The 20,524-nt window shown below is 62.6% G+C and carries 20 protein-coding genes, 1 tRNA gene and 1 pseudogene; 15 read left to right on the top strand and 7 right to left on the bottom strand.

Going from position 1 to position 20,524, the window contains the following annotated elements; genetic code table 11:
* The first annotated feature begins 24 nt into the window (after window positions 1-24).
* Window positions 25-255 carry an Lrp/AsnC family transcriptional regulator gene (locus tag ACR3FE_RS04265; RefSeq protein ID WP_458205735.1) on the top strand — a complete coding sequence of 77 codons (231 nt, stop codon included), beginning with the start codon at window positions 25-27 and terminating at the stop codon, window positions 253-255.
* A gap of 72 nt (window positions 256-327) precedes the next feature.
* Here ACR3FE_RS04265 and ACR3FE_RS04260 read toward each other — a convergent pair whose 3' ends face one another.
* The 3 genes from ACR3FE_RS04260 to ACR3FE_RS04250 all read right to left on the bottom strand — a co-directional run bounded on the left by ACR3FE_RS04260 (window position 328) and on the right by ACR3FE_RS04250 (window position 3,594).
* On the bottom strand, window positions 328-2,544 hold the full coding sequence (locus ACR3FE_RS04260) for an amino acid permease (RefSeq protein ID WP_458205733.1): 2,217 nt from the start codon (window positions 2,542-2,544) through the stop codon (window positions 328-330).
* A complete protein-coding gene (locus tag ACR3FE_RS04255) occupies window positions 2,544-2,978 on the bottom strand; it encodes a universal stress protein (protein ID WP_458205731.1) in 435 nt (144 codons plus the stop codon). Before ACR3FE_RS04255 ends, ACR3FE_RS04260 begins: the two co-directional genes overlap by 1 nt.
* A 160-nt stretch (window positions 2,979-3,138) precedes the next feature.
* Window positions 3,139-3,594 carry a DUF7975 family protein gene (locus ACR3FE_RS04250; protein WP_458205729.1) on the bottom strand — a complete coding sequence of 152 codons (456 nt, stop codon included), beginning with the start codon at window positions 3,592-3,594 and terminating at the stop codon, window positions 3,139-3,141.
* A 100-nt stretch (window positions 3,595-3,694) separates the two neighbouring features.
* Here ACR3FE_RS04250 and ACR3FE_RS04245 point away from each other — a divergent pair, with 100 nt between their 5' ends.
* The 13 genes and pseudogenes from ACR3FE_RS04245 (at window position 3,695) to ACR3FE_RS04185 (ending at window position 15,921) form a co-directional block, all read left to right on the top strand.
* Window positions 3,695-4,324: an adenylate kinase gene (locus tag ACR3FE_RS04245; protein ID WP_458205727.1), complete on the top strand. Its 630-nt coding sequence runs from the start codon at window positions 3,695-3,697 to the stop codon at window positions 4,322-4,324.
* 530 nt (window positions 4,325-4,854) lie between these two features.
* The gene (locus tag ACR3FE_RS04240) at window positions 4,855-5,772 is read left to right on the top strand and encodes a DUF106 domain-containing protein (RefSeq protein ID WP_458205725.1); all 918 of its coding nucleotides are present in this window, start codon (window positions 4,855-4,857) and stop codon (window positions 5,770-5,772) included.
* 36 nt (window positions 5,773-5,808) lie between these two features.
* Complete coding sequence (gene cmk / locus ACR3FE_RS04235; protein WP_458205723.1) at window positions 5,809-6,387, top strand: (d)CMP kinase; 579 nt, start codon at window positions 5,809-5,811, stop codon at window positions 6,385-6,387.
* Window positions 6,387-7,259: an RNA-guided pseudouridylation complex pseudouridine synthase subunit Cbf5 gene (locus ACR3FE_RS04230; protein ID WP_458205721.1), complete on the top strand. Its 873-nt coding sequence runs from the start codon at window positions 6,387-6,389 to the stop codon at window positions 7,257-7,259. Before cmk ends, ACR3FE_RS04230 begins: the two co-directional genes overlap by 1 nt.
* An 80-nt stretch (window positions 7,260-7,339) precedes the next feature.
* The gene (locus tag ACR3FE_RS04225) at window positions 7,340-8,398 is read left to right on the top strand and encodes a succinylglutamate desuccinylase/aspartoacylase family protein (RefSeq protein ID WP_458205719.1); all 1,059 of its coding nucleotides are present in this window, start codon (window positions 7,340-7,342) and stop codon (window positions 8,396-8,398) included.
* A 44-nt stretch (window positions 8,399-8,442) separates the two neighbouring features.
* A tRNA-Pro gene (locus ACR3FE_RS04220) sits at window positions 8,443-8,513 on the top strand.
* A gap of 168 nt (window positions 8,514-8,681) precedes the next feature.
* Window positions 8,682-9,638: a glycosyltransferase gene (locus ACR3FE_RS04215; RefSeq protein WP_458205717.1), complete on the top strand. Its 957-nt coding sequence runs from the start codon at window positions 8,682-8,684 to the stop codon at window positions 9,636-9,638.
* Window positions 9,639-9,684: 46 nt separating this feature from the next.
* Complete coding sequence (locus ACR3FE_RS04210) at window positions 9,685-10,686, top strand: beta-ribofuranosylaminobenzene 5'-phosphate synthase family protein (RefSeq protein WP_458205715.1); 1,002 nt, start codon at window positions 9,685-9,687, stop codon at window positions 10,684-10,686.
* A 79-nt stretch (window positions 10,687-10,765) separates the two neighbouring features.
* Window positions 10,766-11,604 (top strand): annotated as a pseudogene (locus ACR3FE_RS04205) (RAD55 family ATPase).
* A 169-nt stretch (window positions 11,605-11,773) separates the two neighbouring features.
* On the top strand, window positions 11,774-13,852 hold the full coding sequence (locus ACR3FE_RS04200; RefSeq protein ID WP_458205713.1) for a thermonuclease family protein: 2,079 nt from the start codon (window positions 11,774-11,776) through the stop codon (window positions 13,850-13,852).
* A 307-nt stretch (window positions 13,853-14,159) separates the two neighbouring features.
* Window positions 14,160-14,936 carry a hypothetical protein gene (locus ACR3FE_RS04195; RefSeq protein WP_458205712.1) on the top strand — a complete coding sequence of 259 codons (777 nt, stop codon included), beginning with the start codon at window positions 14,160-14,162 and terminating at the stop codon, window positions 14,934-14,936.
* Window positions 14,933-15,406, top strand: coding sequence for a DUF8135 domain-containing protein (locus tag ACR3FE_RS04190; protein WP_458205711.1), 474 nt, complete (start codon window positions 14,933-14,935; stop codon window positions 15,404-15,406). Before ACR3FE_RS04195 ends, ACR3FE_RS04190 begins: the two co-directional genes overlap by 4 nt.
* Window positions 15,403-15,921, top strand: coding sequence for a DedA family protein (locus ACR3FE_RS04185; RefSeq protein ID WP_458205709.1), 519 nt, complete (start codon window positions 15,403-15,405; stop codon window positions 15,919-15,921). Before ACR3FE_RS04190 ends, ACR3FE_RS04185 begins: the two co-directional genes overlap by 4 nt.
* Window positions 15,922-15,977: 56 nt before the next feature.
* Here the strand turns inward: ACR3FE_RS04185 and ACR3FE_RS04180 are convergent, their stop codons facing one another.
* Window positions 15,978-16,403 carry a hypothetical protein gene (locus tag ACR3FE_RS04180; protein ID WP_458205707.1) on the bottom strand — a complete coding sequence of 142 codons (426 nt, stop codon included), beginning with the start codon at window positions 16,401-16,403 and terminating at the stop codon, window positions 15,978-15,980.
* Between the two features lie 85 nt (window positions 16,404-16,488).
* Here ACR3FE_RS04180 and ACR3FE_RS04175 point away from each other — a divergent pair, with 85 nt between their 5' ends.
* On the top strand, window positions 16,489-16,818 hold the full coding sequence (locus ACR3FE_RS04175; protein ID WP_458205705.1) for a transcription factor S: 330 nt from the start codon (window positions 16,489-16,491) through the stop codon (window positions 16,816-16,818).
* 100 nt (window positions 16,819-16,918) lie between these two features.
* On the opposite strand, the gene ACR3FE_RS04170 is transcribed toward ACR3FE_RS04175, so the two are convergent.
* The 3 genes from ACR3FE_RS04170 to ACR3FE_RS04160 form a co-directional block, all read right to left on the bottom strand.
* Window positions 16,919-17,635 carry a hypothetical protein gene (locus ACR3FE_RS04170; protein WP_458205704.1) on the bottom strand — a complete coding sequence of 239 codons (717 nt, stop codon included), beginning with the start codon at window positions 17,633-17,635 and terminating at the stop codon, window positions 16,919-16,921.
* A 90-nt stretch (window positions 17,636-17,725) separates the two neighbouring features.
* Window positions 17,726-18,799 carry a heme o synthase gene (cyoE, locus tag ACR3FE_RS04165; protein ID WP_458205702.1) on the bottom strand — a complete coding sequence of 358 codons (1,074 nt, stop codon included), beginning with the start codon at window positions 18,797-18,799 and terminating at the stop codon, window positions 17,726-17,728.
* Between the two features lie 7 nt (window positions 18,800-18,806).
* Entirely contained in the window at window positions 18,807-20,522 is a 1,716-nt protein-coding gene (locus ACR3FE_RS04160) for a cytochrome c oxidase subunit I (protein ID WP_458205700.1), read from the bottom strand.
* Between the last annotated feature and the right edge of the window lie 2 nt (window positions 20,523-20,524).

Genomic DNA, 20,524 nt, shown 5'->3' with positions numbered 1-20,524 from the left:
ACACTTGCCACCGTAGAGGAATCGATGATTCGCGCCTACACGACAGTCATCACGCACGCCGGAGCGTCCGAGGAAGTAGTCGAGGCGATCCGCGAACTGCCGAACGTGACGGACGCACACATCGTCGCTGGCGAGTTCGACGTGATCGCCGAGATCGAAGCCGACGACGTGTACGGTGTTCAGGAGACGGTCTCATCCGAGATCGGTTCGATGGAAGGGGTCGGGAGAACGCGGACGTACGTCCAGTTGGACTGAAAAAGGATACTCGACCGAACGAGGTCCGCCGAATTCGGCCGAATGGGATCAGCCGCATTCGACCGACCGAGATCAGCCGAACAGCCGTTCTTTGAGCGACCGCTTTCGTGCTTTTTCGGCGAGCAGGACGGAACAACTCACGTCATCCACGACTTGCAGTGCGAGCGCACCGCGAACGAGGCGTGAGAGGAGGCCCTCCTCTGTCGCCCCGATGATGAGCATCGAGCAATCCTCGGCCGAACGCTCGATGGCCGCCTCCACGTCGTCGTCCTCGGTGACGATCAGGTTCGCGTCTTCCAGACCGTGTCCGGCGGCCCAGTCGGTGAGGAAGCGTTCACCCTCCTCGCGCGAATCGTCGGTAACGTAGAGCAGGGAGACTTCCGAGTCGTACTCCACCCGGAGCATCCGCGCGATGGCGGCGCTGAGGTCGGAGTCCGGCCCGCCCGCGGTCGGAACGAGCACCCTGCTGGGGTCGAATCCGCGATTGCGGAAGACGACCACGTCGCACGGGAGGTCGTTCGTGAGTTCGTCGATGGCGCTCTCGGCGCGTCCCGGAGAGCCGTGACTGTCCTGGCCCCATCCCATGACGACGAGGTCGGCGGCGTGGGTTCGGGCCGCGTCGAAGATCTCCTCGAACGAGCGGTGTGAGAGGATGGTGTGGGTCTCGACGGGGACGCCGAACGTCTCGGCGTCCTCGCGGGCGCTGGCGAGGAGTTGCGCCGATTCGGCGTCGAGTTCCTCGACGTGTTGTGCTCCGCTGGCGAGTGGCGTCTGGTCCGGAACCTGGACGATGTGGGTAGCGACGACGGTTCCGCCTCGCTGGCTCGCTACCGCGCTGGCAAGCGAGATGAGGTCTTTCTCGTGTTTCGGGTTCGCCAGTGGCACCATCACGCGGTACTCTCCGCCATCGGGTTTCACGGAGGTCGCGGCGGAGACGGCTGGCTCGGGCATCCGCTCGGGTTGGCTGAGGACGTAGTCGGTGAGCACGCCCTGTTTCTCCGTCTTCCCGCGTGCGTAGAGGAAGTACCACGCGGCTGCAGCCACGACGAAGACGACGCTCAACGCGATCTCGATCGTCGCCATGAAGGCGATGAGACCGAACGAAGTGATGGCTCCGAGGATGGGCGTGATGGGATACAGCGGAACGCGATAGGCTGGCTCGTAGTCGGCAGGGTTCGACTCGCGCATCACGATGAGTGCGATGTTGAGCAGCCCGTAGATGACGAGGTGAAGGACGCTTCCGGCTTTCGCCAACGTCGCCACGTCACCGATGACGACGAACAGGAGGATGAGTCCGCCCGTGACCGCGATAGACCGGTAGGGTGTGGCGAATCGGTCGTGGATGTCGTTGAGCCAGTTGCTCACGAGTTTGTCCCGGCCCATGGCGAAGTTGATCCGTGAGGAGGCCAGGATGGAGGCGTTCGCGCTGGAGGCGGTCGCCAGTAGCCCACCGAACGTGAGTGCCGCCGCCCCGGCAGACCCCATCAGGAGGTTCGCCACGTCCACGACTGCGGTTTCGTTGTTCGCCACTACCTCGAGTTCGACCACCGAGAGAAGCACCAGCAACACCAGCGCGTAGATGGTCGTCACGATAAGGACGCTCCCGATGACGGCTCGTGGGAGGTTCCTTCCGGGGTTCTGGATCTCCTCACCGACCGAGGTGATCTGGACGAAGCCGAGGTAGGAGACGAAGATGAGTCCCGTCGTCGGGAGCATCGTTCCGACACCGTTGGGGGCGAAGGGGCGAAGCGTCGAGAGGTCGGCGTTGAACGCGCCGACGACCGAGAAGACGGTCAGGATGCCGACCAGCGTGACGACGATGATGTTCTGGAGTCGCCCCGTCTCCTTCGCACCGATGTAGTTGACGAGGACGAACACCGCCCCGGCGACCAGCCCACCGATCTGCGCAGGGGAGAGGAATCCGATCGACGGGATGGACAGAAACTCGTTGACGTACTGGCCGAATCCGAGCATGTAGAACGCCGAGGCGAACGCCAGTCCCATCCAGTTGCCCCACCCTGCGATGGAGCCAAACAGTGGGCCGAGCGCGTGGTTGATGTAGTAGTACGCGCCGCCCGCTTTCGGCATCGCGGTGCCGAGTTCGCTCGCGGAGAGCGCGGTCAACACCGCGACCATCCCGCCGACGACGAACGAGAGGATGACGAGTGGGCCAGCTTCGGCGGCAGCAGCACCGGGCAAGACGAAGATACCCGCACCGATCATCGTCCCGACACCGATGGTGAGCGCCGCGAGTGGGCCGAGGTCTTTGGCAAGTTCCTCGTCCGCCATCAGGCCTCCTCCGTGTCGGGAAGGACGACGACCGGTCGGTTCGTCTCGGTGACGAGCGAGAGCGTCACGTCGCCGGTGAGCAGTCGAAGCCACCGACTGCCACCGCGTGGCGTGAATGCGATGGCCGTCGCGTCCATCTCGTCGGCCACGTCGAAGATAGCCTCTGCTACGTCGGTTTCGAAGACAAGTTTCGTCTCGACGGGGACGCCAGCGTCGTCACAGTGCTCTCGGACGACGGCAAAGATCTCGTCGGCCCACTCCTCCCGCTGTTCGACCGAGGCCTTGTCGGGCGACCCCCCGCCTTTCTCGATCACGTGGATGGCGATGACCCGACCGCCAGCAGACTCCACGTACTCCATCATGGCGTCACAGGATGCTTCGGCGTCTTCCTCGCTTGCGACTGGGAGGATGACTCGTTCGAACAGTTCCGTCATGTAACGTACCACCCTGTGTCGATCACCTGCTGCGTGTATCGTCGCGTGGGATCGGTCCAGTGTTCGATGTCAGTCGAGTCTCTGATGGCGTGTCTGTGCGTCATGTGCCGGAGTAGTTGCTGTGGAGGATGATAATTGCTACGAAAATCGTGCCCCGTCCTTATACTTCGATGGCCCAGATGGTGGTCGCTTCTGGACATTCGTACACCTCCCTGAGCGTTCGTTCGACGAATTGTGCAATTCGGTTCGTATCGGCTTTCGCACTGATGCGAACGTTCGTCCCCTCGGCTTCCTCGGGGCTGTGGAGTTGTTCGATCTTGAACGCCGGGAACTCGCGCAGGAGCGCCTTGAGACGCTCGAGTTCCTCGTCCGTGCAGTCCAGATTGAGCGTCTGGTCGCCGAACTGGATCCACGGCGGGGCGTCTTCTAGCTTCCCTTCGCTCGCGTCGTCTTCCGATTCGCCTCGACCGTCACCGTCTATCGCTTCTTCTCCCCTTTCGGAGCCGAATTCGGCCTGGAGCGTACAGAAGGCGCTTCCGCGCTCGCGGTGGGCGGTGATGGTATCGGCGACGAGTTTCTGGCGCTCTTTCGGCGTATCTGCACTGAAACGGCTCATAGCTGCGTGTTCGTGGTCATGCGACAAAAAATGGCCGTCTCGCTGAAAGACTCGGAGCTGTTTCTTTAAGTCTTTATGCGAGGCCGATGCAGATGTGGATATGACCCCGAACATTCTGATTCTGGGTGCGCCGGGTGCCGGAAAAGGAACGCAGAGCGCTCGAATCGCCGAGGAGTTCGATGTCGAACACGTCACGACGGGCGACGCGCTCCGCGCAAACAAGCACATGGAGACGGAACACGGCACCCCGGCGAGTTTCATGGACGCGGGTGAACTCGTTCCCGACCCGGTAGTGAACGAGATCGTGCAGGCCGCTCTCTCCGAGGCCGACGGCTACGTCCTCGACGGTTATCCCCGCAACCTCTCGCAGGCGGAGTACCTGGACGACATCACCGACCTCGATGTCGTGCTCTACCTCGACGTGGCGAAAGACGAACTCGTCGAACGACTCACGGGCCGCCGGATCTGTTCGGAGTGCGGTGCGAACTACCACGTCGACTTCAGCCCGCCAGAGGAAGCGGGCGTCTGTGACGAATGTGGCGGTGAACTCATCCAGCGCGAGGACGACACGGAAGAGACCGTCCGCGAGCGAATCCGCGTCTACGAGGAGAACACCGAACCCGTCATCGAACACTACGAGGAACAGGGCGACCTCGTCCGCATCGACGGCGAGCAAACCCCCGACGAAGTGTGGGACGACATCCAGACGACCGTCGAAAACGAAGCGTAACTCCGACTCACTCCACCGACGATTCTTCTTCGCGCGGTTCGACCGATTCGGTTTCGAGAAGCGCGTCGAGTCGCCGCTCGAATTCGGCTTCGTCTATCTGACCGCCGCCGAGCACCCACACCAGTCAATCACGGGAGCGCCCCGCCCCGTCCGGACGATTCCTTGGCGGACTGAAAGGGCGAAGGGTGCGAGGCGAGACGCGCCTCGAGTACGAACGGTGAAACCGTGAGTGAGGTACGCGAAGCACGACTCCGCAAGCACCACAGGCGCGACTGCAAGGAGCGCCGAGGCGCACAGCGTGGCGCGCGCGAGGGTAGCACACGAGGGCTTTCTGGGACTCTGACTCTCTAACGGCTGAGTCGAAAAGTAAGAAGACTTTCTCGGATAACGAACCGACAGCAACTAGCTTACGAACCCGAGGGCGCCCACGTCGATGTACTGAAATCCCCTGAAATGTACTGAAATGTACTGCTTATATGGCTCGTGTCGATGGCGAAGGTTGATTAACGGCGGATTCCAAACCCGTGGTAATGGCACGGACAGCGCAGAAGGTAGAATCGCTCATCGCCGAGGATGCGGCGATGGCCGACGCTCTGTCGGTCGTGTACGAGCGTACCGACGAGGGGTCGGAGGAAGTCGAGTGGGGCGACGTGAGCGACGAACTCACCAGCGGTCAGTGGGGTCGATTGATCGAGAAGGGTATCCTCGTCGACGGCGACCGTGGGTTCGAACTCGCCGACGCCGACGCCGTAGAGAAGGGACTGAACGGGACGGGCGAGAGCACCACGTCCACTTCCACGACGACGAAAGCCGACGTGGACGACGTCGAAGGAACGACGTGGTCGAAGTGGGACAAACTCGCTGCGGTGGCGAGCATCGGCCTGTTCGCAGGCTACTCGATATCGTCGGTTCGAAACGTCGTCGGCGGTGCGGTCGACGTGTTCATCGGTCCGATCGAGTCGGCGCTCCCGTTCTACGTCGTCATCATGATCCTCGCCATGCTGACGGGTCTCTATTCGACGCTCTTACAGGACAACCTGATGGACATGGAGAAGATGAGCGTCTATCAGGAACGGATGAAGGACATCCAGAAGCGCCAGAAGGAGGCCAAAGAGAAGGGTGACGAGCAGGAGATGGAGCGCATCCGCGAAGAGCAGATGGAAGCCATGGGCGACCAGGCGGGGATGTTCAAAGAGCAGTTCCGCCCGATGGTGTGGACGATGTTCCTCACGATCCCCGTCTTCCTCTGGATGTACTGGCGGATCGGCGCTCAGACGGGGCCGGTCGTTCCACAGGAGATCATCCTCCCGCTTGCGGGTGGTCCATTCGGGTGGCAGAAGGGCGTCCTCGGCCCGATGCAGGCGTGGATCGTCTGGTACTTCCTCTGCTCGATGGCGTTCACCCAGCTCATCCGCAAGGCGCTGAACATCCAGACGACGCCGACGTAACAAAACCTCTTTCTTCGTCCTCGTTCGAGGACAGATATGCTACTGACAGTCTCCGGCCCGCCAGGGAGTGGGAAGAGTACGACCGCCGAGGGACTCGCCGAGATATTCGGATTGGAACACGTGAGCGGCGGCGATATCTTCCGCGAACTCGCCGCGGAGCGCGACCTGACGCCCCTCGAATTCAACAAACTCGCCGAGGAAGACGAGCAGATCGACCGCGATCTGGACAGGCGACTCCGCGAGATCGCCGTCGAACGCGACGACCTCGTGCTCGAATCCCGTCTCGCAGGCTGGCTGGCTGGCGAACACGCCGACTTCCGCATCTGGCTCGACGCGCCGCTCGACGTTCGCGCCGCCAGGATCTCCGACCGTGAAGACAAATCCGTCGACCAGGCCGCGACCGAAACCCGCGCTCGGGCGGGGAGTGAGGCCCAACGCTACGAGGAGTACTACGGTATCGAGATCGGCGACCTCACCATCTACGACCTCAGCATCAACACGGCGCGGTGGGATCCCGACGACGTGCTCGACATGCTGCGAACCGCCATCGAGGACTACGACCCCGAGGCGGACGAGGGCAAGTATCCGATCACCGGCGTCTCCTACGACTTCTGATGACTCTTCGCGGCCCACCAGACGAACGTCCGCCCGCAGATCTCCTCGAATTCGGCGTCGTCAATCTCGACAAGCCCCCCGGCCCGTCGGCCCATCAGGTCGCAGCATGGGTTCGTGACCTCTGCGAGGTCGAACAGGCGGCCCATTCCGGCACCCTCGACCCCAAGGTCACGGGCTGTCTTCCCATCCTGACCGGCACCGCGACTCGCCTCTCGCAGGTCTTCCTCGAAGGAGCGAAAGAGTACGTCTCCGTGCTCGAACTGCACGACGAACCGCCCATCGACATCGAGGCCATCGCACGCGAGTTCGAAGCACCGTTGTATCAGAAACCTCCCAGAAAGAGTGCCGTCTCGCGCCGGCTCCGCGTTCGAGAGATCTACGACCTCGATGTTCTGGAAGTGCGCGACAGGCAGGCTCTCCTTCGGATTCGCTGCGAGAGTGGCACCTACGTTAGAAAACTCTGTCACGACCTCGGGCTCGCGCTCGGGACGGGCGCACACATGGGGCACCTGCGTCGAACGGCGACCGACCCCTTCGATGACACCGACCTCGTGACGCTTCACGACCTCTCGGACGCGCTGGCCCATCTGGACGAAGAAGGCGAAGACGACTGGTTGCGCGAGGTCGTCCACCCGGCGGAACGTGCACTGACACACCTTCCGAACGTGACCATCGCCCCGAGTGCCGCAGAAGAAGTCGCACACGGCGCGCAGGTGTACGCACCTGGCGTCATCGAAGCGGACGAAGCAGACGACGGCCAACTCGTCGCCTGCTTCACGCCGAACGGTGCGGCAGTCTGTCTCGGCAGGATGGTCGGCGACGCCGAGGCGGAGCGGGGAGAAGTGGTGGAGTTGGAGCGCGTGTTGGTCTAACCCACGTCGAACCTCTCGGGGGCAATCGCCACCACTGCCGCTACACACGATTTTTTACCACCTGCCGAACACCTCCCGGTATGCAAGTCGGAACCGCAGAATCGACGCCCGGCGAACTGGTCACCGGGTGGCTGGACGTCACCGACCTCCCTACCGGAACCCCCGAACGACTCCCCGTACTCATCGCCGAGGGCGAGGAAGACGGCCCGACGCTCTGGATCACCGCGTCGATCCACGGCAACGAGGTGACCGCTATGGCCACCGCGCAGGACGTGATGAAAGGGAACCTCGAATCCGAGATTCGGGGTACCGTGGTCTGTCTACCGAATCTCAACCCGGCGGGGCTTCGCCGGACGAATCGCGCGTCCTACTACCACGGCGACGACCCGAACCGCTACTTTCCCGACCCGGATGCGGATCGCTCGCGCCCGCCGCGCGTGCAGGAACTCATCGACAGGCGGATCTACGACGCCTTCGAGGAGTCGGCGGACGTACTGGTCGATCTGCACACCGCACATGTCGGCTCGATCCCGTTCGTCATCCGCGATAGGGTGCTCTTCGGTGAGCAACGCGACGAAGACGAGGCCAACCAGCTCGCAAACGAACTCGAGCGTCTCGTGGACGCCTACGATTTCCCGGTCATCAACGAGTACGCCGCCGAGGAGTACGTCGAGCAGAACCTCCAGCGGTCGACCGCAGGTGCGGCGTTGAACAACGCCGGGATACCTGCCTTCACGGTTGAACTCGGCGGGTTCGAAGTCGTCGAGGAGGACACCCGCGCGAAGGGCGTGACGGGCCTGCTGAACGTCATGCGTGAACTCGACATGCTTCCCGACGACCCGGAACCGACAGGGCTCGAATCCCCCGTGGATTTCCCAGTCAAGCGTGCCGTCCACCCCCACACCGACACGCCGGGGATCGTTCGCCATCGCGCCGAGGCAGGGGACACCTTCGAGGAAGGTGACGTAATCGCGGACATCGTGACGCCTCACGGCGAGCAGAAGGCGACGGTCGAGAGCGAGCACGACGGCTACGTCGTGGGCAGATATCACGGCATCGCGGCGTACGAAAACGACCCCCTTGCCAGCCTGGCAGTGCGTGACGACGGCGACCTCGTCGTCCCCCGAGAACAGGAGTGAAACGAAGGGCTTAACTCAGGGACTCGCCTTTCTGGAAACGCCGCGGGACCGTGGGGTAGTGGTATCCTCTGCGGATGGGGTCCGTAGGACCCGAGTTCGACTCTCGGCGGTCCCATTATTTTGCGACGAACGGTGGTGAGGAGGATGATCATCCGACCACCGAGCGTCGCATCGGGGTGTAGACGAGAGACGTGTCACCGACTGCGCTCCATCTCGTTTCTCAGTTTGTAGCCGAACTCACAAAATCCAAATATACTTGCCACACGACGGTAGACACTTCTCCATGAGCCAGACCGTCGCCATCGCACATTATCCGGAGGGCGCAGGCCACGCAACCCGGATGCTTGCGGTGGCACAGGCACTGGAAGGCACGGAAACCGACGTCGTTCTCGCTGGTGGTGGTCCGGGGTCGCGGTTCATCGAGCGCAACGGATACGATGTGTATCGCCCTGCGACGGTCGACTACATCGGCGATTATCAGGATGGGTCGCTGTTCGACGTGCTCACCCGAAGTGTCCCCAATAGCGGCCGACGGGTCTTTGACCTCGCGCGCTGGTTACGTCGTGAAGACCCCGATGCGCTCGTCACCGACGATATGTTCGCGGCGATGGCTGCTCAGTGCACCGGTACACCGCTGTACGTGCTCACGCACAACGCCGCCTCCTACTATGACGCCGCCATCGAACAGGGGTTCACGTGGCTTCTCAACCACTATCAGCTCTCCGTCGCCCGTGCGTTCCTCTACCCCGCCGTCTGGCCGCCAGACCGGGGTGACCCGCCGGGCGTCGTCCACATCCCGCCCGTCGCACTCGAACCGAACGGTGAGACAGCACCGGACGACGTCGGCGTCCTCGTCGTCCCGAGCACCTACTCGACGAATTTCGACGAACTCGCGCGAACGCTCCGGCAGGACGGACACGCCGTCACGCTCGTCGGTGACGACGACTGGAAGTGTGCCGCCTCGCTCCTCCCGTGGATTCGAGCCGCAGACGTCGTGGTCTGCTCCGGCTACTCGACCGTGATGGAGGCTGCTGTGGCCGGAACGCCGTGTATCATCTATCCTTTCACCGACGAACAACACGGCGTCTCGCGGGTCATCGAGCGCCGAGGGTTACGGGGCTTTCAGGTCGAACACTCCATCCCGCACGTCGCGCGAGCAGTGCGCCACCCGCCCGCTTCGCCGAGCCACGAGAACGGCGCAGATCGAGCGGCGCAGTTCGTACTCGACAACCTGAGCTAATTGCCACTGCCGAAACCACCTTTCTTACTCCCCTCGAATCACCGGTATGGCACAGGTGTCGGTCGGTGCGCGACTCCACTTCGGCTTCCAGAATCTCTCGCTCGCACACGAGCGACTGTACGGAGGACTCGGAGTCGCACTCGAATCACCGACCGTCACGGTCGATGCGACACCCACCGACGAAGTTCGATGCGACGATTCCCGCGCTGCCGAGTACGTACGCAGAGCGACCGATCTGCTCGACGTCGGTGGCGCGTCGGTTCGAGTCCACGAGACGCTCCCCGGCCACGTCGGACTCGGGAGCGGAACGCAACTTGCACTGGCGGTGTTCACGGCGGTCGCCCGCGCATACGACCGCCCTGCGAACGTCCGCGAGTGTGCGCCCGCCCTCGACAGGGGTGGACGAAGCGGTATCGGCGTCTCGACGTTCGAACGAGGTGGATTCGTCGTCGATGCAGGACACCCCACCGAGCGGTTCACGACCGACCGCCCCGCCCGCGGCGAGTGGTCTGTCCCGCCGGTCGTTGCCCGCCACGACGTTCCCGAGGATTGGCGATTCGTCGTCGTCCTGCCGGACGTGGAGCCGGGCCGAAGCGGCGACGACGAGGACGAGAGTATGCGCGCCGTGGTCGAACGCGCAGACCCCGCTATCGCCGACGAGATCTCTGCGGTACTCCTTCGGCACATGCTTCCGGCCATCGCGGGCGACGACCCCGAGACGTTCGGTAGTGCAGTCGCCGAGGTCGGTCGGCTCAACGGCGCGTGGTACGCCGACGAGCAGGGGGGTGTCTACCGCCCGCCGGTCGGTGAACTCGTCACGTCGATGGAGGCGTCTCCAGCCATCTTCGGTGCTGGCCAATCCTCGTGGGGACCTGCGGTATACGGCGTGACGAAGCAAAACCGGGCCGATACCGCGGTCGAGGAGGCCGAGTTGGCGCTCGATTCGGCAGGCGTCGAGGGCGAGATTCAGCTCGTTCGACCCCGGAATCGAGGTGCGAGCGTTCGAGGTGCGAACGTCCGGGATTCGAGTGCTGACGGTTCGAGATGAACGGTGATCGTCCGGGACGAGCGATGGCCGTTCCGTGTACGAGCGTAAACTGTAAGACGTGTGACTGAGAGGGAATCCCATGAACTGGATCCCGTTCGGCGTCTCACAGTTCGACTCGGTCATCGGTGGGGGGGGTCTCCGCCGGGGAGCGTCGTCTTGCTGGCGGGCGACGCCGGGGCGGGTGCGCGCGAGTTCGCCTACACGAGCGCCACGATAAACGCCCTCGGACACGCCGATTCCGACCTGTTCGAACTCCACTACGGGTCGGTCGATTCGGGTGCTGCGCTCCCGGACGAGATCCACTACATCTCGTTTACCGCCAGCGAACCGGAGATATACGAGGAGATCACGCACACGATCGACGACGAGTTGGTCGCCCCCGTAGCGAGAACCATCCACTTCGAAGATTTTTCGAGCGAGTACTTCGGGTTGAGTCCCATCCCACGCGACTGGTACATCGAGAAACGCCGCACCATCGCCGACCTCGGGGAGAGCCACAGCCGTCAGGGAGTGCTCGAAGCACTCGGCGCGTACCTCACCGAGCACGCGCCTGGCAACCTCGTCGTCATCGATTCGCTCACCGATCTTGGCTCCCTGCCCGACGAGCAGGTGGATTGGAACGAAGTGACCATGCTCCTCAGGGGGATGAAGAAGGCGTCACAGGCCTGGGGTGGACTCATCCTCGTATTGGTCGACCAGGAGAGTCTTTTGGACACCCAGATGGGCGCGCTGATGGGTGCAACTGACGGTACCATCAGTTTCGAGTGGGAACGGGGTGGCAACGAGCGAGCACGCACCATGTTCGTCCGTGAGTTCCGTGGCGTTCTCGCGCGTATCGAAGAGGAGGATATCATTCGGTTCGAGACCGAGATCCAGGGCGATGGACTGGATATCAGTAACGTCCGAAAGATCCGGTAGCGAATTCGAGTCGGCAACCGACTCGGTGTGCTCTCTTCGCTGGGGTTAGTTGCTCGACGAGAAACTACTTCTGACCATCATATTTCTCAATCGTGTACTGTGGAATCAATAGACTTCTGAGTGATATTAGTAATCTATTTCAATTAAAATTTCGAATCACCGATTGGCAATGCAACGGCGTAACTTCCTCAAGACGCTCGCGGTTTCCTCGGTCGGTAGCCTCGCTATCGGCGGCGCATCGAACGTAGCGGCAGCATCGTGTGGGACGAACACGATTCCGTCGCTCGAATTCTACTCCTCGTCGAGCCTCCTCGACGCGAACTTCGGCGCGCTAACGGACGATTCGCTCGTCTCCGTCTGGGCCGAGGAGACGGCGACGAACAACGACGCGGACGGCAACGGTGACGCGTACCTCTACGGTGACGCGACACCGATCCCGCTCGTCGCGACCGATACTGGCGTCGTCGGATTCGGTTCCGTCCTCGTCAGTGACGCCGACGTCAGCTACGAGTACGGCAACGAAGAGTTCGTGCTGAACGTCTGGGACGACGAACTCGGTGGCTCCGGCACCGTCCTCTGGGACGAAGGCCACGGCCAGTACTACACCCTCGCCAAGAGCGCTGAGTTCGAGAGCTACGCGGAGAACAACGGCTACACCGTGACGGCGACCACGACGCTGGCGTCCGACCTCGGTTCGGCAGACGCCGCGGTCATCACGTCGCCAGCGGAAGCGTTCACGACCAGCGAACTGAACGACCTCGCCACCTTCGTCTCGAACGGCGGCACGCTGTTCCTGCACGACCAGTCCGACTACAACGATTACGACGGCACGTCGTACCTGAACGACGTCGTCGACGCGGTCGGTGGGGCGTTCCGCTTCAACGACGACGAAGTGCTCGACACGTCGAACAACGCGGGCGACGACTACAAGCCCATCACGGACGAGTTCAACACCTCGTTCCCTTACTTCACAGAACGAAGCGGTCTCGGTCTCGAAGCCGGAGAGGTGTACGACGTGACGATCACCTCGGTCACCGATGGTGACACGTTCGACGTGGAGTTCTCGGACGGAAGCACCGGCGAGGTGCGCGTTCTCGGTATCGACACGCCCGAGACGAAGCGCAACAGCAAGTACGAGCGAGTCTACGAGTGGGAAGGTATCGAGGACGACAGATACCTCTCCGACTGGGGCGGCAACGCCAAAGATTACGCGAAGGCGGAACTCGACGGGAAGAACGTCGACCTCTTCTTCGACGAGAACGAGCCTGTCCGCGACGCTTTCGGTCGGTTGCTCGCCTACGTCCGCTACGACGCGACCGGCGACGGCAACCGCGACACGCTCTACAACGAGGACATCGTTGCGAAAGGCTACGCTCGGGTGTACGACTCCGGCCTCTCGAAACACGCCCAGATCCTGCAGGCCGAACAGGACGCTCGTGCGAACGGTCGCCGCGTCTGGCAGCAGAGCGACCCGGCGAACTCCAGCGAGATCCGCGACCGCGCCGTGGACGACATCTTCTTCCCCGTCGTCTCCAGCATCCGTACCGACTCGGGTGCCGTCGCCGACTCGCGGGTGCCCGTCTACGCCGAATCGACGGCGACCCAGCAACTCGACGGCGGTGTCAGCTACTCCGACATCCCGCTCGTCGCCGTGGACGAGGGTGTCAACACCGCGATGGTCGGCGGTCTTGTCATCGACGAAGCGTACGAATCGGACGAAGGCTTCGGTGCCGACACCTCCGGCTTCGAGAACTTCGTCTTCCTGACGAACCTCATCGACTATCTGGCCGACCGCTCGGGCGACGTGCTCATCGACGGTGGCCACGGCCAGTTCGGCCACGAGTACTCGCTGTCCGCCGAGGACGCCGCCTACTATCTCCGCTACCTCGAAGGCCAGGGTGGCATCCCGTTCGAAGGCGTCAACACCATCTCCTCGTCGTCGCTCTCGAACGCGCGGGCGCTCATCGTCACGAGTCCGGTCGACTGCTACACGTCCACCGAACTCGACGCGCTCTCGTCGTTCAACAGCGACGGCGGTGCCGTCATCCTCATGGGCAGTGCCGAAACCGAGGATCTGGAAGACGCACCGCGAGCCCACTTCAACGACGTGGCCGCCGGAATCGGCTCCGACCTCCGTCTCAACGACGACCAGATCGTAGACGACTCGAACAACGTGAACAGCGATTCGGAGATTCCTTACACGACGACCTTTGACGGGTCGTTCCCGCTGTTCAACCGCTACAGCTGAACGGTCACTTGGCGATTCGACTGAACGGTCGCGGTTCGGCCTGCCGATCGATTCTATTTCGCTGGCACATCGGGGAGCACCGGCGATACTGAATTGTACTGGAATGTACTGAAATGTACTGGCAAGTATCGCTGTTATACCCGAAACTCGGCCGAGCACGACCTCTCCTGCCGAGACGAACACCGATATTCGTAACGAGAACCGGGTTCGGTTTCCAGTATCGGATCACCGTCATTTAGAACAAAAACCGAGTCCATCTGGAGGCGAAACGTTAAATCAGCCCTGTGAGAAATGGACATGCATCCGAATGGCGAGCGAAGATACGGGACGACAACAATCGCCGGATCTTCCCCCGGAGGTGAACCGATGGCTGGACGAGAAAGCCGACGAACGGGGTCTCTCGCGCCAGCAACTGCTCTCCGAACTGCTCGCCGCACACCGCGCCATCGACGAAGACGATGCGCTCGACGCGGAACTCGACGCACTGCGAGACAACTTCATGGAGAAGATAACCGACGTGCGCGAGCGCGTCGTCCAGGTCAAACTCGAAGCCGACGAGAAAGCACCCACCGACCACGGCCACCCCGAACTCGGGGAGCAACTGGACGCGATCGAACGTGCCGTGAAGGAACTCGACGCGCTCGACGAGCGCGTCGCAGCGAACCGCGAGCGCATGGACGCCGGTTTCGAGAACTTCGAATCGGTGCTCGACTACCTCACCGAATCGACCGACGAACTGGAAGACAGACTCGACGTGCTCGCACGCGCGCTCGTGTCCGTCCGCGACCAGACGCGTACGCTCGCTGCCCAGAACGCGCGTCGGGCCGCGACCGCCGAACTTGCCCGGACCGCGAACCGACACGGGATCAAGAGCGGCAAATGCGAGGAGTGTGAGACGAGCGTCACCATCGCGCTCCTCACCGAACCGGCCTGTCCCCACTGCGGCGCGTCGTTCACCGACATCGAGCCGAAACGAGGGTTCTTCGGCTCGAACACACTCGTCGTCGGCACCCCGCCTGCATTAGAAGGCGAAACCCTCGACCCCGAGGTGGACGACCTGCTAGACGAGGTGGCCGACGAATGACGGACGACCCGGACGAAACTGAAGACCGAACCGTGGCCGACGAACGGGATACGGCGACCGACCGAGCCGTCTCCGATAGCGACGCGACGACCGGACGGGCGGAACCGCTCGCCGACCTCGCCGCCGAAGTCGAGACACGTCGGAGCTACGAGAAGGAGTCGATCGACGATTCGTTCGTCGAGGTCGAGGTCGATGTTGACGATATCGACGCCGACGACCTGTGGGACGACCTTCTGGCCGAAGACAGCGGCGAACTGGTCGTCACCGCGCCCCGCGAGGAGAGCGAAGACGACCGTGACGTTCGTACCATCCCGAAGAGCACCTGTCACGGCTGTCCGCACTTCGGCGAGCCGCCGACACTCCATTGCACGCACGACGGCACCGACATCCTGGCACTGGACGATATGGAACACTTCCGTGTCGCCGACTTCCCGATGGTCGTCGACGAGGTCGATCCACTGGACGAATGAGCGGGCTCACCGAGACCGCTCTCTCGCTGATCGGCCAGTACGGCTTTCTCGCCGTGTTCGTCTTCGCGTTTCTGGAGTCTTCGATGCTGTTTCCGTTCCTGCCGAGCGAACTCGTCATCCCCTCGGCGGCGGGCCTGCTCATCGACAACCTGTTCGGATTCACCCTGTTCGTGCTGGCGACGACACTCGGAACGACGGTCGGTGCGCTCGTCCCCTACTTCGTCGGGCACGAAGGCCACAATGCGCTCGACCGCTACGGACGCTACCTTCGCGTCTCCGAGGACGACGCCGACCGGGCGAGTCGCTGGTTCAATCGGTGGGGCGAACACTCGGTGCTCTGGGGTCGATTTCTCCCCGTCCTCCGCTCGGTCATCTCGATCCCCGCCGGATTCGCGGCGATGCGACTGCGAAGGTTCGTCGTCTTCACGACGGTCGGGGCGTTCCTGTTCAACGCGACGGTCGCCGGACTGGTGTACGTCGGACGCGACGACCTGCTGCACGTCCTCTCGTTCTGAATCACGTTCTCCCGCTATGAGCCGCGTGCCTTCGACGATTCACGAACGAGCCTTCGCTACGAATCGTCCTCGACCCAACAGTTGAAGTCCACGACCATCTCGTCCGTTTCCTCACCGTCATCGTAGGAGACGACCCGGAACTGGCCGTGCGTTGGGCGTGCCCCGAGATGTTGGACATACGACCGACGGTCGTCGGTCGGAATCTCGTATTCGAGTTCGCCGGACGAGTCGAATACTCGAAGCCGACTCACCGATTTCTGCGCCCCGTCGAGAAAAACGATCCTGAGGAACGCGTCGTCACCGTCGGGCATGACCATCACCTCCTGAAGGACTTCAGGGTCACCGTGGCTGACCGCGCTGGTCTGGCAGTCGGCCTTCGAGGATTCGGCCTGCCCGGAACAGCCAGCGATCGCGGTGGTAGCGAGGGTCGCACCGGCGGCCAGCAACGCTCGTCTCGACACTTTGGAATGGCGAAGAGACATACGCCGGGTGACACGACCGCGCCGCATAAGTCTTCTCGGATAGCTGGTACGTGGTGCTTTTGAGGCTCCGCACACAACGAGTGGTATGCAATTTTGCGACGACTGCGGCTCCATGATGAAGTCCATGGGTTCGCAGATGATCTGCACGAACGACGACTGTCAGGCGACGACCGCGAAGGACGAAGAGCGTGCAAAGCAGTTCGTCTCCACCGAAGAACAGGGCGACTCCGAGGTCATCGAGACCGAGGAGGGCGCGGACTTCGAAGGTAAACCGACCGCGAAGGACATAGTCTGCGACAAATGCGGTCACGACGTGGCGTGGTACACCATCAAACAGACCGCCTCCGCCGACGAACCGCCGACGCGATTCTTCAAATGTAAAGAGTGTGGCTATCGCTGGCGGGAATATAATTGAACATCCACTGGCGTCGAAACCCGAGTCACGACGATCGATTTCCACCACAGATTCGAAACCCGACCACTCCCCCTCCGCACCGCCGATTCTCGCCGACTCCTCAGCCTTCGGCGACCATTCCGACCGTCCGGGTGTATCGCCGGATCATCTCCCCGTTCTCGTCACGGAGGACGACCTGAAACTGCTTCTGTCCGGTGACCTCGGTCAGTTCGTTCTCACGGATCGTGAAGTCGAACGGCGGCGACTCGTCGGTTCGAATCGTCTTGCCGCCGCTCTCGACGCTCACCGTGTCGATGCCTTCGGATTCGGTCAGGTGGCAGTGGATCGTCATCTGGCCGCTGTCCCCCGACTTCGTGCACAGCAGGTCGGGGTTGATGTCAGCCCCGCTGTCTTCGAGCGCACTGCCGAAGTCGAACAGCATCGGACTCGTCGGGAACGTCCCGACGATGATCACGGCGACGAGAAAGACCACGAGGCCGGTGTTCGGCAGTTTCCGACCGACCTTCGTCTTGGTTCCGCCCTGCTTTCGAAACCGGATGGCGAGTGGAATCACGACGAGGTGATGGAACGGACCGTAGAACAGGAGGATGAAGCCGTAGGCCATCACGTAGTGGAGGACGGTCCACGTCGGCTGATACGACAGCAACAGATTCGATGCTGACCACAGGAAGAAGCCGAAGAACACGAGCGCGCCGGTCTTCAACGCCCGCCAAGAGATGCTGTTGGCGTAGTAGATGGTCAACAACGTGTGCCAACCATCGACGGTCGCATGCTTCGTCCACTGGACTGGTGACTTGGAGGTAGTTCGGTCGCTCATATTGATACCTTCGTCGAAATGTTCGTCTACGTAACTGTTTCCGAGGCAGTAGGGGTGGGGTTTTCCCCGAACGTGTTCACCGGTAGTCGCTTACCGGTCGGTTCGCACCGAATCGCCGGTCGATTCGGCACGAGCCGCGCCGCCGAATACCTCGCGCGGGATGCGAAGCCACGTTCCGAGCCACGTCGAAGCTGTCCGCCACTCGCCGCCGACAGCACCGGAGACGCCCCGTAACTGGAGACGGCCGATCCACATCTTTACGAAGAGCCAGAACACGGCTGGTGCGAGAAGCACCACACCGGGATGGACTGCTTCCACGACTCCGTCGATACCCCACCCTACGAAGAGCACCGTCAGGAACAGGTTCGAGGTGAAGAACGCCCGAACCGCCGTCTCGTCCGACCCGACCCGCAGGTACTGGCGGTAGGCCAGCAGGAACGCCGGAACCCCACCGACGAACACCGTCGCGTAGGCGAGTCCGGACAGCGGGAGTATCACCGCCGCGACGACCACCGTCAGGAGCGCGAACGTGACCGATCGACGCTGGACGGTGACTCCGTCGGCGACGACCGAGAGCTTCGGGACGTCCGCCGAAGCGAAGTCGTCCCGGAAGACCTGCGCGAGCGCCCATGCGTGGGCGGGCGTCCACACGAACACCAGTGCTGCCATGACGAACGCCGCCGGTTCGAGCGGTCGAACCGCCGACCATCCGGCGAGCACGGGGAAGGCCCCTGCGGAACCGCCGAAGACCGTCGCACTCCAGTGGCGACGCTTGAGGACGACGGTGTAGAGACCGACGTACGAGGCGACACCGAGCCACATGTAGAGCACCGACTCCAGCGAGACGGCCGCCAGACCGACCACCGTAGCCGCGGCGAGCAAGCCAGCCGCGAACGCGAGCGCGACGTGCGGCGAGAGGTCGCCACGCGGCAGTGGTCGATTCGCCGTCCGCTCCATATATCGATCCAAGTCACGGTCGTACCAGCAGTTCAGCGCGGCGGCCCCGCCTGCCATCCCCACGCCCGCGAGGACGAATCCGACGAACGCAAGCGGTTCGAGGCCACCAGCGGCGAGTGCGCCGCTCACGCCAGTCAGGCAGAGGAGCGCGGCTATGCGCGGCTTCAGCAGGGAGAGCAGTTGTGAAGCGAGGCTGTCGTGTCTCACTTGGGAATCAGCTCCCGATCGTCCACAGCTGGCTGAGTAGATACCAGTTGAGCGCCCACATCACGACGAACGTGACGAAGAAGATGAGCGTCATCAGGAAGGTTCCCCGCATGCTCAGGAGGTGGGCAGCGGTGCTCTTGCTGCCACCGTCTGCCGCTGTAGTTTGGTCGGTTCCTTTCAGTGAACCGCCGTACTCCTTTCCGAACAGGAGCGAACCGACGGCGAGCACCAGGAACAGCGCGCCACCGATGATGGCCAGCAGCGCGCCGACCCCGAAGATGGCGAACAGCGGTTTGGCCGTCGCGAAGTTGAAGTTCGTCCCCGGAATGTCCATTACCGACGGGTGTCGGCGTGGGATACCGTAGAGGACGCCCAGATACATCATCATCAGTGAGGCGACACCCATCATACCGCCGTAGAAGTACGGCTGGATCGCGACGAGGGGTTCTGCGATCCACTCGCGGCGGAAGATCAGCTTGATGACGTAGAACGTGAGACCCATGAACGCGAGCGTCGTGCCGGTCACGACGGTTCCGTGGAAGTGGCCCGGCACCGCGAGCGTGTTGTGCCAGGTCATGTTGAGCTGCATCTGACCCATCATGACGCCCGTGATGCCCCCGAGGAATCCGAAGAGGATGATGCTCAGGATGGTCGCGGAGAAGCCGGGGTCTCGCCACGGCGCAGACCAGAGCCAGCCGAACGTACCGCCACCCTTGTTCTTCGCACGCCGACCGATCTCCAGCCCTGCCGGGATGGCGAATGCGTGGATCATCGACGCGATGACCGCACCGTAGGCCGCATAGGACGTGTTCCACATCCGCCACGCGGGCGAAACGACCGGGTCCGCCATCAGGTGGTGGGCCGCACCCATGTTGATGAAGAACAGGTACATGATGAACGCAGCGCGAGAGACCTTCTCGCTCGCGACGACTGCGCCACCGATCACGTGGGTCATGAAGTACCACACCGTGATCATCGCGAGGAGGTTGATCTGCTGGCTCCCGTGCCCGAGGATCCAGTACATCTGCCGGTACCATCCGGGGTCGAGGTACTCGATGATGCCGACGCGCCACAGGAACGTCGGGACGAACGTGATGAGACCGCCGATGATCGCCTCCGCCGCGACGATGGAGGTGATGAACGCACCGAACGCGATGAGTGGGAGCGTCCGGTTCGGGTTCTCACGCTTCTCTTTCCAGATCGTTGCGAGGAACGGAAGCGCCGCGACGAGCGCACCGAACAGGAAGAGCACGACGCCGAGGTAGAACTCGGCTGGCGACGGAAGCGGCACGTACGACGTCAGGAGTGGCGCCTGGTTCGGCTGTTCCGTCGTCCAGATGGCGTAGTTGATGAGCACTGCGGCACCCAACATGAGGGCGTACGCCGCCTTCGCTACCCGTTGTAACTCCAGCTTCCGTCCCAGAACGAACGGCCCACCCACGTACAGGATGGCGATCTCCATGAACACCATCCAGAAGATGAGCAGGTTCCACGCGTGCATGCTCAGGTATCGGTAGAAGTCGTTGGGCGAGACCAACCCGATGAGTTCCCACCGGGTCATCGCCACGAAGAACGCGAATATCCCACCGACGAGGAGTGCTATCACGCCCGTGAGACCGTGAAGCTTCACCATGTTCTCGGCCGACCGGTGGATCTGCAGTCCGGTCACCGAGCACGTCCGGAAGCCCTCTGCGTCGTAGTCGTTGTCGAAGAGCCCCAACATGT

It is taken from the genome of Haladaptatus rarus, from assembly GCF_054177585.1.
The sequence above is the reverse complement of the archived record's forward strand: the minus strand, read 5'-3'. Positions and strand labels throughout refer to the sequence as shown.